This is a genomic window from Jeotgalicoccus halotolerans, assembly GCF_003387165.1.
GTDB classification, from domain to species: domain Bacteria; phylum Bacillota; class Bacilli; order Staphylococcales; family Salinicoccaceae; genus Jeotgalicoccus; species Jeotgalicoccus halotolerans.
The window spans coordinates 231,747-244,092 of sequence record NZ_QUMW01000009.1 but is presented as its reverse complement, the minus strand read 5'-3'; the positions used below and the strand labels follow the sequence as shown (position 1 = coordinate 244,092).

Annotated in this window: 12 protein-coding genes and 1 pseudogene; all 13 read right to left on the bottom strand. The window is 39.7% G+C overall.

Annotated elements, in window-relative coordinates; all coding sequences use genetic code 11:
- Positions 1-18: 18 nt before the first annotated feature.
- The 13 genes and pseudogenes from DFR63_RS11895 to coaE all read right to left on the bottom strand — a co-directional run bounded on the left by DFR63_RS11895 (position 19) and on the right by coaE (position 12,345).
- A complete protein-coding gene (locus tag DFR63_RS11895) occupies positions 19-1,677 on the bottom strand; it encodes a hypothetical protein (protein WP_115884164.1) in 1,659 nt (552 codons plus the stop codon).
- A 7-nt stretch (positions 1,678-1,684) separates the two neighbouring features.
- A complete protein-coding gene (locus DFR63_RS02485) occupies positions 1,685-2,626 on the bottom strand; it encodes a dsDNA nuclease domain-containing protein (RefSeq protein WP_115884163.1) in 942 nt (313 codons plus the stop codon).
- 166 nt (positions 2,627-2,792) lie between these two features.
- Positions 2,793-3,020: pseudogene (locus DFR63_RS12060) on the bottom strand (ATP-binding protein); the annotation flags it as partial.
- A gap of 401 nt (positions 3,021-3,421) precedes the next feature.
- The gene (gene rplT / locus DFR63_RS02475; RefSeq protein ID WP_115884162.1) at positions 3,422-3,781 is read right to left on the bottom strand and encodes a 50S ribosomal protein L20; all 360 of its coding nucleotides are present in this window, start codon (positions 3,779-3,781) and stop codon (positions 3,422-3,424) included.
- Between the two features lie 20 nt (positions 3,782-3,801).
- Positions 3,802-4,005, bottom strand: a complete 204-nt coding sequence (rpmI, locus tag DFR63_RS02470; RefSeq protein ID WP_115884161.1) for a 50S ribosomal protein L35 — start codon at positions 4,003-4,005, stop codon at positions 3,802-3,804.
- 22 nt (positions 4,006-4,027) lie between these two features.
- Complete coding sequence (gene infC / locus DFR63_RS02465; RefSeq protein ID WP_170133372.1) at positions 4,028-4,558, bottom strand: translation initiation factor IF-3; 531 nt, start codon at positions 4,556-4,558, stop codon at positions 4,028-4,030.
- Positions 4,559-4,757: 199 nt separating this feature from the next.
- Positions 4,758-6,689: a threonine--tRNA ligase gene (gene thrS, locus DFR63_RS02460; RefSeq protein ID WP_115884160.1), complete on the bottom strand. Its 1,932-nt coding sequence runs from the start codon at positions 6,687-6,689 to the stop codon at positions 4,758-4,760.
- Between the two features lie 313 nt (positions 6,690-7,002).
- A complete protein-coding gene (gene dnaI / locus DFR63_RS02455) occupies positions 7,003-7,923 on the bottom strand; it encodes a primosomal protein DnaI (protein ID WP_115884159.1) in 921 nt (306 codons plus the stop codon).
- An 8-nt stretch (positions 7,924-7,931) separates the two neighbouring features.
- Positions 7,932-9,272, bottom strand: coding sequence for a replication initiation and membrane attachment family protein (locus tag DFR63_RS02450; RefSeq protein ID WP_115884158.1), 1,341 nt, complete (start codon positions 9,270-9,272; stop codon positions 7,932-7,934).
- A gap of 1 nt (position 9,273) precedes the next feature.
- Positions 9,274-9,732 (bottom strand): transcriptional regulator NrdR, encoded by a 459-nt coding sequence (nrdR, locus tag DFR63_RS02445; protein ID WP_115884157.1) that lies wholly within the window; start codon positions 9,730-9,732, stop codon positions 9,274-9,276.
- 440 nt (positions 9,733-10,172) lie between these two features.
- Positions 10,173-10,592 (bottom strand): antibiotic biosynthesis monooxygenase family protein, encoded by a 420-nt coding sequence (locus DFR63_RS02435; protein ID WP_115884155.1) that lies wholly within the window; start codon positions 10,590-10,592, stop codon positions 10,173-10,175.
- Positions 10,593-10,674: 82 nt separating this feature from the next.
- Positions 10,675-11,679, bottom strand: coding sequence for a type I glyceraldehyde-3-phosphate dehydrogenase (gene gap / locus DFR63_RS02430; RefSeq protein ID WP_115884154.1), 1,005 nt, complete (start codon positions 11,677-11,679; stop codon positions 10,675-10,677).
- Positions 11,680-11,751: 72 nt separating this feature from the next.
- Positions 11,752-12,345 carry a dephospho-CoA kinase gene (coaE, locus tag DFR63_RS02425; RefSeq protein ID WP_115884153.1) on the bottom strand — a complete coding sequence of 198 codons (594 nt, stop codon included), beginning with the start codon at positions 12,343-12,345 and terminating at the stop codon, positions 11,752-11,754.
- Position 12,346 lies beyond the last annotated feature (1 nt).

Here is a 12,346-nt window from a genome sequence, read left to right as displayed (position 1 = left end):
ACTAGTCCCATATATTCTCTATTCAAAGTGAAATTTCAAACTAACTTTGTCATAATTTTCTTTTAACAATAATTTTCCATTCACTTCAACCTGATTATACTCTTTTGTATTTTCGAAATGTTTAAGATTCTCAGATACAATAGAAAAGAACGATTGATTATTGCTGTCGAAAAAATATTTTTCTATAGCTCCAAACATTTCTATAGCATTATCACCTGAAATCTCATTTTTTATAAATGAATCCATACAAAATGGAATTGTATACGTTCCGTATTCTCTAAGTAAATTAAAATAAATTAAATAATAAGCTAAATATTTTTTATTTTTATCTATTCCACTACCATCTATCTTTTTAAATTTCATAAAATCCAGTTCATTTAAGTTAGTCTTTGAAAAAATAGTCTTCATATTTATAATTAACTCATTATATCTATTTTCTATAGTCTTTCTCAAATCTTTTTTTTCCTTATTTAATTCCGCAAGTGTTTTTCTTAGTTTCACTAAATTTTGTTCTAAACTTACTTTTAGTTCGACTTGTTTTTCTATTAAATTCTCCATTTCATTGATTGCTTCAGTTCTTGCTGCTGCTTTTACATACTCATCTATAGTTAGTAACTCTTTTGATTTTTGAATTCGCTCATTGAGGGTATCAATTTCTTCATCTACATTCTCTTTATCTAACTTCAAGTCATCAATTTCAATACTTAATTTACTAATTTCTTTTTCTACAGTATCTTTCAGAATTGAAATTTCATAAAAATTATTCGATAAATCTAATCTAGTTAATGATTTTTCTTTAGTCAATTTAGAGTGGCAATAATTACATTCTGATTTTATAGTGCTATATCTATTTTTATTCATATCTAAAAGCTTTTCTAATTCTATTAGCTCTTGTTTTTGCAAATCTAGTTGTTCTTGCTTATTTAACAACTTCATTTTATAGCTAGTTACTTGCTTATTAAAATCATTTAACATACGTAAATATTTATCTATATCATTCTTTAAAACTTTCTTATCAATTTTTGTTATTTCTACTACTTCTTCATTTTCTTTTTTGTATTCTTCAACAATCTCAAAGAAACTTGTTATTGTAGATTCCACACTATTCTTTTTGCTATTATCTATTGCAATATCATTTTTTAGTTGAGTAACTTCCTCGTCAGATAATAAAAATATACTCTCAAAAATATTTTGTGGAACACCAGAATATTGATTTAACGTATCAGTAACCCTTCTATATAGAGTTCCCTCCCAAGAGTCATCTTGATCTATATAAAAAGGTAAAATTAGTGCTGATGAATACGCTAAACTTAATGTCTTAGTGTAAACATTAGGTAATTCCATATAAATATTTAGCTTCTGACTCAACCATTCTGAGTACTCTTTAACGTTCATTATCTCGTCATTATCACTTACTCTAAAGGAATTTTTTTGTCTAGTGATATTAAACTTTTGATTACCTATATTTACTCTAACTTGAAAATACATATCATCTTTATTCCATCCACTTGGAAACTGACGAACATCAAATCCTAATGTGTAATAAAGAGATTTTAGAAGGCTCGACTTACCTTCTGTATTCCCGTTACTAATTATTAAGTTTGTTCCATTTTGAAATTCAAAAGTTCTCGCTTCTTTAGTTCTAAAATCTAAAATTGAAAAAGATTCAATTATCATAATAATTCTACACCTCCTCTATTTCACAAAAGTAATCTATCGCTAATGCTATTGATAATTCAGTTGCTATATTTTCTCCGATTAAACTTCTTATATAACGAATAGCATCTTCATCTGTATTACAATCCATAACCTCATTTGTTACTATTTTTTCTTTTATTTCCTCTTTTAACGTGGTGTGAAGTAGTGGAATTCGTAATTTTATAGCTCTTATTTTTTCTTTCGTACGTGTATTTAAAATTAGATTATTCAAAACTTCATCAAACATTTCTTTTTGTTTGACCCTTGTAAATATCTTTTTTAGATAATTTCCATCAATCTCTTTATTTACAAAATCCTCTTCGACATCAATTAAAATTTCACTTTTTTGGTCTATCTCTAAAGCTAGCTCGCTCAATACAATAGATACTCTTTCATTAGTGACTAACAATTCTTCTTCAACCATATATCCTTTTAACATTATCAAAGCTTTCTCTAAATCGTTAGTAAAGGGAGTCACATAAATAAACTGGTGTTCTAATCTTAAAAGTTGTGAAGGATTTAGTTCTAAAGATTCAGCTAAATCCATTTTTTGTTTATCCGAAAATTGATACTTTTCTGGAAATAATGTTCCTCTAACTTTAGTTAATTCTGATTTTGTTGTTTCTGCTAAATCCCACAAAAAAATTTTTCTATTATCGTTATCTACTCCAGGAAATAAATTTTTTTCAATAATTGATTCTTTTCCTTTAGGTTTTGATTTTAATTTAGCAATTGACAATTTTTTTGTACCTTTGACTTGTATATAATAAACTTGGTCATCTAAATATACTTCAAAATCATCTTTGGATTCAGGAACAATTTTAAAGTTGTTTTTTTCAAAATGGTGAATCATCACAAATATAATTGCAGCTTTTTGGTAATTAAAACCTTTTATTGCAAATGCACCACCATTATCAACTATACTCATACTGCCCCTCCTTCAAAAATACTATTAATTACATAGTAGCAATTTACTTACTAAATTAATACCTTTCTTTTTTATCTTTAATTATATCTTCTTATAAATTACCATTTGTAACAGTCAAGTAGAATTCAACACTTTACCCCAAATAAGATTCAACAGCTTATCCCAATTAGGACTCAACACTCTTTACTTCAAATAACGCTCTTCTGTATTTCATTCTGATACTGTCTTGATTCTCATCGAAGGTAATGATTTCACTTCGGTGAAGGAGGCGATCTAAGATCGCCGTGGTCAGTGTCGTGTCTCCCCAAAATTTTCTCCATTCGTTAGGCCCCTTATTCGATGTTAAGATGAACGCTGTTTTGTCATACATATCATAGATAAACTGAAAAAACAGCTGGGTGCTTACGGCACAATTAGGATAAATAGTAATTTTTTTTAAACTCTTAATTGTTTTAAATTCAATATTAGTTCTTCTAATTTTTCTACAATTTCTTAGACACAGAAATAAAAAAAGATACTCTCCAAAAAAAATTGGAAAATGTCTTGAAATGTTGATATATAAGCATATATTAAAGTTTTGAGAACTGTGGAGAACGACGAGCCTTTTTAAGACCTGGTTTCTTACGTTCATAAACCGGCTCCGGACTTATTTCACTTTCAATTTCGGGCTGTCTGTTCTGTACTTGCGTTTCACAAATTTCTACTCAAACTGAATATATAAGTACTTAAATTTCAACAATAAAACAAAAAAAGAGCACCCAACTTTATGGGTGCCCTTTTCAAATTATAACAGTATTATTTATTTAAAGCTTTTTTAGCCTGTTCTACGATTTGACCGAAAGCAGCGTCGTCAGCGATAGCAATTTCAGAAAGCATTTTTCTGTTGATATCGATGCCTGCAACTTTAAGTCCGTTCATCAGACGGCTGTAGCTGATGTCGTGCTGACGTGCAGCAGCGTTGATGCGTGAGATCCATAATTTACGGAATTCACGTTTTTTCTGTTTGCGGTCACGGTATGCGTACTGACCTGATTTCATTACAGCTTGTTTAGCTGTTCTATATAAAGTGCTCTTAGCACCAAAATAACCTTTTGCCTGTTTTAATACTTTTTTACGTCTCTTGCGAGATGTTAATCCATTTTTTACGCGAGCCATTTCTAACTCCTCCTTTTATATTATTTAGCAGATTTAGCTAATAAGTGAACTAATCTTCTTGCATCTGATTTATGAACTAAAGCTGATCCTCTTAATTGGCGTTTCTGTTTAGTAGTTTTGTTAGCGAATAAGTGGCTAGTAAACGCTTGTGAGCGTTTGAATTTGCCTGTACCAGTTTTTTTAACTCGTTTAGCATAACCTCTATGCGTCTTCATTTTTGGCATGATAAAGTCCTCCGATTAATTGTTATTTTTTCTCTGCAAGCGGTGCAACGATCAGGAACATGGAACGTCCTTCCATCTTCGGTCTCTGTTCAATCTGGCCATCTTCTTTCAGAGCTTCAGCGAAACGCTCAAGCACCTTGCGTCCGATTTCTTTGTGCGTAATTGCACGGCCTTTAAAGCGAATAGAGACTTTAACCTTGTCTTCTTTAGCAAGGAATTTCTTAGCATGGCCTAACTTAGTGTTAAAGTCATGCTCTTCGATTGTCGGTGACAAACGAATTTCTTTAAGGTTAATTACCTTTTGTTTCTTACGAGCTTCTTTATCTTTCTTCTGCTGCTCGTACTTGTATTTACCGTAATCCATAATACGTGCAACAGGCGGTTTAGCATTTGGTGCAACAAGCACTACATCCAAGTTGGCATTCTCTGCCAGCTCAATTGCATCTCTCGTTGCTTTAATACCCAGCTGTGAACCATCTTCTCCGATTAAACGAACTTCTTTTGCGCGAATACGATTATTGATCAATGTCTGATCTTTAGCTATGTTTAGCACCTCCAGAATATTTAACGAACAAAAAAGGCGAATGCATTGCTGCACCCGCCTAAGAAGTTGCAGGCGCAATAGTTACTGCGTCTGCATTTCCCCATTTACCCGGTCACTCAAAGCGTTTGCGGGTGTGAAGCGGGAGCTCCAACTTGTCCGTTTCTTTCAACTCTTAATACTATACAGCATTAAGTCATGTTTGTCAAAATTATTTCTTCAGTCTGATTTCATCGATTAAGTTCCACAGGAATTCTTCCTTGTCAAAGCTCTCCTGTTTCTCTTCACCGTACTTGCGGACGTTGACGAGTGATTCGTCTTTTTCTTTATCGCCGACAACGACCTGGTACTTAATTTTCTTCATTTGAGCTTCACGAATCTTGTAGCCCATCTTCTCGTTGCGGTCATCGATATGGACGCGGATGCCCTGACTCTTCATTTCATCGTAGATTTCACGTGCATAGTCATAATGCAGGTCGACGTTGACCGGGATGATTTCCACTTGCTGCGGCGCCAGCCATAACGGGAAGTTTCCTTTATATTCTTCAGTTAAGAAGGCAACGAAACGTTCCATTGTAGACACAACTCCGCGGTGAATAACGACTGGACGGTGTTCCTCGCCATCTTTGCCGACATAAGTTAAGTCGAAACGTTCAGGCAGCAGGAAGTCTAGCTGTACAGTCGATAAAGTTTCCTCTTTGCCGAGCGCTGTTTTAACCTGGACGTCCAGTTTAGGTCCGTAGAAGGCCGCTTCGCCTTCTTCTTCTACGTATTCAAGACCCATTTCATCGACAGCATCTTTCAGCATATTTTCAGCTCGCTGCCACATGTCATCGTCGTCGAAGTATTTTTCTGTGTCTTCAGGATCGCGATAGCTGAGACGGAATCTGTAGTCGCTGAGACCGAAGTCCTTGTAAACTTCCTGAATCAGTTCCACGACACGGATCAATTCTTCTTTAATCTGATCCGGGCGGACGAAAACGTGCGCATCGTTTAGGACCATGCCGCGTACGCGCTGCAGTCCGCTGACTGCCCCGCTCGCCTCGTAGCGGTGCATCATGCCAAGTTCTGCGATTCTGATCGGCAGTTCGCGGTAGGAATGGCGTTCGTTTTTATAAATCATCATGTGATGCGGGCAGTTCATCGGACGGAGCACAAGCTCTTCGCTGCCGATTTTCATCGGCGGGAACATATCGTCCTGGTAGTGGTCGGAATGTCCGCTTGTTTTATAAAGATTTGTGTTCGCCATGATTGGTGTGTAAACGTGGTTGTAGCCGAGTGCTACTTCTTTATCTACTATATAACGTTCGATTTCGCGGCGGATTGTCGCACCGTTCGGCAGCCATAACGGCAGGCCTGCACCGATCAGCTGATTGTTTTCAAACAGCTTCATCTCTTTACCGATCTTGCGGTGGTCGCGCTCGCGGCGTTCTTCAAGCAGCTCCATGTAAGCTGCAAGTTCTTTTTTATCAAAGAAGGCTGTACCGTATATGCGCTGGAGCATCTTGTTGTCCGAGTCGCCGCGCCAGTATGCACCGGCAGTCGATAACAGTTTAAAGACTTTAATTTTGGATGTTCTCGGCACGTGCACGCCGCGGCAGAGGTCCGTAAATTCGCCCTGAGTATATACAGTCACCTGTTCATCTTCCGGAATTGCTTCGATTAATTCCTGTTTATAAGGATCGTCTGCAAATAATTCTTTCGCTTCATCCCGTGACAGCACGCGTCTTTCGATTTCGATATTTTCATCGACAATGCGCTTCATTTCTTTTTCTATTTTAGGGAAATCTTCTGAAGAGATGTTTTCTTCGATATCAAAGTCGTAGTAGAATCCTTCTTCAATGACCGGACCTACACCAAAATGAACGTTGCCGTAAAGGCGTTTTAGCGCCTGGGCCATTAAGTGGGCAGTCGAGTGCCGCAGGATTTCCAGGCCTTCTTCGTTTTTATTTGTAATTAATTCAACTTCACTGTCAGTTTCGAGCGGACGTGTTAAATCATAGAGCTCTCCGTCCACTTTTGCTGCAAGCGAAGCCTTTTTAAGTCCCGGGCTGATTGAGCCGGCAATTTCTTCCGGAGTAACGCCGAAATCAAACTCTTTTACGTTCCCGTCCGGGAATCTTACTTCGATTTTTTCAACCATACTAAACATCCTTTCAGTTTCCAAATTATTTTTAACAAGAAAAAAGCCGTCCCTATTATAAAAATAGGGGCGACTTTACCGCGGTACCACCCTGATTTACACAGATCTATCCAGTGCCTCAAGCTTTCGGGATAACGGTCCATCCGGCTTTCGATTAAAAAAGCATCCGTGTTCAGGTAGTAACAATTCGCGGTTTATATGCACGTCTCAGCAAGTCATGCACTCTCTTCAATAAACTTTTAAAAATTGTCTTGTCCTTGGATTATTAATGAAATATAGCTATATAGTACACGAACGGTTCATATAAATCAAGCTATATGTTTCTTAAATTATCACCGGTAAGCTCGACTTCTTCGCATAAGGCGCGGATTCTTTCAATCATGCGGAGCGCTTTTGTTTCTTCCTTGCCGTTTGTTTTCGTATAGCTGTAGCGGCCTTTAAGTTCATTAATTGCAAAGTTTGAACTGATAAAGGTCGGCAGCTGCTCGACCATGCGGTAGTTTAAAATACTGACGATGACTTCATCCCTGCTCCAGGCAGTTACATCTTCCGCGCCGAGGTCGTCCAGAATCAGCACTTCAGCATTTCTGATTGCATCGTAGCGCTCGTTCGTCGTGCCGTCGTTAAAGCCGGACTTTAAATCGCGCAGTATTTCAGGCACGTAGATCATCATCGATGAAATGGACTTTTCTTTCAGTTCGTTTGCAATACAGCCGAGTATATAAGATTTACCGATACCAAACTCGCCGTGTATATACAGCCCGCGGAAATCTTCGCCGCGCGCAATTTTATCTGCTTTCTGGATAGCATTTTTTAAAATATCCCGGCGGCCGTCATTTAAGAAAATCGTATCGAAAGTCGCTTCACGCACATCCCGCGGAATATGAAAGCTCTGTATCAGACTTTCCCGTTTTAAGAACTCCTCGTGTTTTGCTTTAATCGGACATTTAGTATAAATCATGTTGAAACGACCCTGGCGGATATCGAGGTTTATAATAAAGCCGTCCGGATGGCTCAGGCATTTACCTTCCCCGGCCGGTTCGCATTCAGCCGGCTGATTTATATAATGTTTTAAAATCATCAGATCATTTTGAATCATGGAGCGGGTAACTTCACCTTCATGTGCATCCATAAACGCCTTCATCTTCGGATGATTAATAATTTCGTTATAAATACGTTCGTTATTCTCCGCAATTCTGCTGGAATTTTTAACGAAACTGCTGATCGGTTCCATCGCCTCACCTAATTTTCTCTAAATTTATTAATCAGTTTGCTGAAGTCTTCATCGTCTTTCAGCGTTTTCATCTGTTCACCGGTTTTCTTCGTATTCTTAGTCTTAGAGGTTCCTTGCCGGTTTTCTTTTGTGCCTGTCTTCTCTTTCAGCCAGGCCGGCTGTTCCTCACCAGGGCCCGCGTATTTAAACTGGCGTTTCCGCCGTTTTTCTTCCTGGGCTTCACGGAATTCCATAATCGACTGATACGCTTCCGCTGCTGTGCGGTAACCTTCTTTTTCCCAGTTTTCCGCGATAGTCATCACGTATCTGAGCGGCAGATCGCCCTCTTTCATCTGAATAGCATACTCCATGAGCACATTCAGCACGCCGTTTTCAAGGCCGGTTTTAACAATTAATTCCGTCACGACTTTTAAATCGTTTTCCGACGGTTTGTAATTTCTGAGGTCGTTAATTCTGTCGAGCGGACTCACCTTGTCGAGGCTGTCGAGATACGATTCATCACCGGAAGGTCTTACTGCTTCTTCGGCTGTTGTAAAACTCGGAATAACTTCCCCGTATTCTTTCTGATAGTATTTGCGGGCTTCGGTTTTTAAGCGCTCTTTATCGATTCCGAACTGGGGACTCGATGACTGCAATAGAATCTGCTTAATATCATATGCATTTAATTTAAACAGCTGGCTCAGCTGCACGACAAGTTTTTTTACTTCCTTTGTAAAAAACTGCTTATCGATGCGCGTCCCCTTCAAGTGTGTATACAGCACTTCGAAATCAAAATCATCGAGGTCAATCGACGGTCCCCGGGAGACGTCATTCTGTTTAAAGTGTTCATCCGGTGTACGGAATTTCGCATCTCTCGCGTGGTAGAACACCTCGGTGAATTTCTTCGTTACCTCGGTCAGGTCGCCGGGCAGTTCCGGATAGGTAAGACGGTCTTTTTTATCGTTGAATTTAGCCGAGCCGACCTGAGAATATAAATACATGGACAGCATGGGATCTTTGAAGTACATCTCCGGAGTGAGCGGCTGCAGCAGTCTGTAGACAAAGAGGTCATCGTGTTCTTTGTTCGATACATAAGTGCGCACGAGTCCGATGGCTTCGAGCTTATCGAGCGACGTTTCAAAGTCCGATAAGTTCAGCGACAGCTCGTCCATCAGCTCACGGTGAAAACGGACGGCAAGCTTATCGTATACTTTTGTCGATTCAAACAAATACAGATAGATACCGAAGGCTTCAGTGCCGATAACCGGTAAATATAAGGCATTCAGCACTTCGTAATTATCGTCGGACAAAGTTCCCGGCTGGTAAACGATAAACTCCGTATTCGGTTTTAAACGTTCATTAAATTTCATTTTACGCCTTACCTTTTTCTAGATTTTGAAGGATATCCATCAGCTGATCGATATCTTTAAATTCTCTGTACACAGATGCAAAACGCACGTATGCTACCTGATCGAGAGTAATTAATTCTTTCATAACGGATTCGCCGATATCGTTCGAGGAAATTTCAGCCTTGTTTAAATTCCGTAAAGCAGCTTCCACGTTATCCGCGCGCTTTTCAATTTCATCATAAGGAATCGTCCGTTTTTCACAAGCTTTTAAAAGGCCGTCAAGCACCTTCGATCTGTCGAACACTTCGCGTGTTCCGTCCTTTTTTATAACGACAAGGGGTGACAGTTCAATCCGTTCAAACGTTGTAAAACGCGTTGCGCAATCTTCGCATTCCCGGCGTCTCCGAATTGCATTCATCTCATCCGCATGACGCGAATCCACCACTTTTGAATTTGTATGCTGACACTTTGGACATCTCATATGATGTTCACCTCATTTGTAATAGATTAGTTTCAATTATTATAACACCGAAAGCAATAAACATAAAAAAGAAAGCGGATTGAGGTAAATTGGGCGGTGCAGGCCGGCTGTCTGGTCATTGCGGGAGGCACAGTGGCGCGCTGGACACTTTACTGGGCCATTGTCGCATTCACAATGGCGCGCTGGATGCTTTACCGTGCCATTGTCGCATTCACAGTGGCGCGCTGGACACTTTACCGTGCCATTGTCGCATTCACAATGACGCGCTGGACGCTTTACTGGGCCATTGTCGCGTTCACAATGGCGTGCTGGACGCTTTACTGGGCCATTGTCGCATTCACAGTGGCGCGCCCGTCTCAATCGCCATCCACCCCTCATCAAAAAAAAACAGTCCCGCCACCTCAAAGTAAGAGGTGTCACGACTGTTTCATACAAAAAGTTTAGCCTTCGACGCTGAAGTTTTCACGTACCGGCATTGCTTCCAAGTAATCGCTGCCTTCGGATTTTACACGCTGTTCTTTTTTAACGTGCGAGTTCTGGAAGGCTTCCGATTCCACCCAGGCTGTAAAGTCTTCTGTTGTCTGCCAGCCTGTCAGCACCGACATTTTGTTGTCTTTTTTTATCAGCATAAAGCCCTGAAAGCCGTCGTACTGGTCGACATTGCCTTTCCGGCCTTTAAATCTTTTAATCATTTCTTTAATATATTCTTCTTTGACGATAAAGTTATTCGTCGCAATATGTCCGGCGCCTGCAAGGTCCCCGTCGTGAATAATCACATCGTATTCCTCGCCTTTGTATGATGCTGTCTCACCTTTGATAATCAGTTCTGTACTTTGTCCTTCTTTATTTACTAATTTCATGCCAGCACTCCTTCGTTCATATTGTTAATTTTATTGTATCAAAAAAGAGGATAGCATCAACTATCCTCCTGTGACTGTATTGTTAAATATCTTTCGCGATCATTTCAGCCAATTCAACACATCTTACAGAGTAACCCCACTCATTATCGTACCATGAAAGTACTTTAACTTTGTTGTTATCCATAACCATAGTCAGGGCTGAGTCAACGATAGAGCTGCGCGGATCTGTATTAAAGTCGCTTGATACTAGCGGCGCGTCGCTTACACCTAAAATACCTTTCATTGCGTCAGCTTCGTATTTCTTGAACGCTTCATTGATTTCTTCTTTAGTCACATCTTTTTCAAGGTCTACTACAAGGTCGACTAAAGATACGTTAGATACCGGTACGCGGAGTGCCATACCGTCGAGTTTGCCTTCGAGTTCCGGGAGCACTAAAGCAGTTGCTTTTGCAGCGCCTGTTGAAGTCGGAATAATGTTTTCTGCAGCTGAACGCGCACGGCGTAAATCTTTATGCGGGTTGTCGATGTTCATCTGGTCGTTCGTGTAAGCGTGAACTGTCGTTACGAGACCGTTTTTAATGCCGAACTCATCGTTCAGTACTTTCGCTACAGGTGCAAGACAGTTTGTCGTACATGATGCATTTGAGAATACATCGTATGATGAAGTATCCAAGGTTGCACAGTTAACTCCGCGTACGAGAGTTTGTACATTGCCGCCTTTAGAAGGTCCTGTTAACAGCACTTTTTTAGCACCGGCGTTAATGTGCGCCTGTGCTTTGTCACCGTGGTTGAAAGCGCCTGTTGCTTCGATAACTACATCGATGCCGAGGTCAGCCCATGGCAGGTTCTCAGGATTGCGGTCGCCTGTTACAGCAATTTCTTTACCGTCTACCACAAGGTTGCCGTCTTTCACTTCAACATGCTTATCCCATGTTCCGTGCGTAGTATCGTAATTCAGTAAATGTGCGATAGTTTCTGCAGAGTGTGTCGCGTTGATAGCAACGAGATCAAGTTCTTTTGATTCCGTGACAATACGAAACACCATTCTTCCTATTCTACCTAAACCGTTAATTGCAACTTTTTTCATGACTAGAGCTCCTTTGAATGATCATTTTTCATAAATAGTATAACACATTTAAAGTCGTGATTGAACACGTTTTCACATGCTTTCCAAGTCTTCTGTAAATCTGTCGATTTGTTCATACAGCATTTCGACAGTCCCGTTATTATCCAGCCTGAAGTCGCTCTTTTGAACTTTTTCTGTCAGCGGCATCTGGCTGTTAATGCGTGCTTCCGCTTCTTCCACCGTTAAATCATTCCGGGCTGTCAGCCGTTTAATCTGCGTATCACGGTCGACAAAGACCGTTACCACGTAATCACAGCGTTCGTTCAGCCCGTTTTCAAACAGCAGCGGAATATCGAGAAAAACATGTCCTTTTTGAATATACTTCTCTTCATCCGCATTCATCATCTCCCTGATCAGCGGATGAACGATTTCATTCAGCTCGCGGCGTTTATCGGCATCATTAAAAATAATGCTGCCGAGTTTTTTCCGGTCAAGTTCGCCAGCTTCATCCACAATATCCGCTCCGAAAGCTTCGATAATTGCAGGAATCGCCGGACCGTTTTTCGCTGTTGTTTTTTTGGAATAGGCATCAGCGTCAAGCACAACGTAGCCCCGCTTTTTCAAATAGTCGCTCACCGTTGTTTTTCCGCTTGCGATGCCGCCTGTTAAACCGATTATTTTATACATG

Coding starts and splice junctions, on each gene's coding strand:
- gap (WP_115884154.1), bottom strand. CDS start 11,679: ATGAAAAAAGTTGCAATTAACGGTTTAGGTAGAATAGGAAGAATGGTG.
- DFR63_RS11895 (WP_115884164.1), bottom strand. CDS start 1,677: ATGATAATTGAATCTTTTTCAATTTTAGATTTTAGAACTAAAGAAGCG.
- dnaI (WP_115884159.1), bottom strand. CDS start 7,923: ATGGAACCGATCAGCAGTTTCGTTAAAAATTCCAGCAGAATTGCGGAG.
- rpmI (WP_115884161.1), bottom strand. CDS start 4,005: ATGCCAAAAATGAAGACGCATAGAGGTTATGCTAAACGAGTTAAAAAA.
- DFR63_RS02435 (WP_115884155.1), bottom strand. CDS start 10,592: ATGAAATTAGTAAATAAAGAAGGACAAAGTACAGAACTGATTATCAAA.
- DFR63_RS02485 (WP_115884163.1), bottom strand. CDS start 2,626: ATGAGTATAGTTGATAATGGTGGTGCATTTGCAATAAAAGGTTTTAAT.
- DFR63_RS02450 (WP_115884158.1), bottom strand. CDS start 9,272: ATGAAATTTAATGAACGTTTAAAACCGAATACGGAGTTTATCGTTTAC.
- thrS (WP_115884160.1), bottom strand. CDS start 6,689: ATGGTTGAAAAAATCGAAGTAAGATTCCCGGACGGGAACGTAAAAGAG.
- nrdR (WP_115884157.1), bottom strand. CDS start 9,732: ATGAGATGTCCAAAGTGTCAGCATACAAATTCAAAAGTGGTGGATTCG.
- coaE (WP_115884153.1), bottom strand. CDS start 12,345: ATGTATAAAATAATCGGTTTAACAGGCGGCATCGCAAGCGGAAAAACA.
- rplT (WP_115884162.1), bottom strand. CDS start 3,781: ATGGCTCGCGTAAAAAATGGATTAACATCTCGCAAGAGACGTAAAAAA.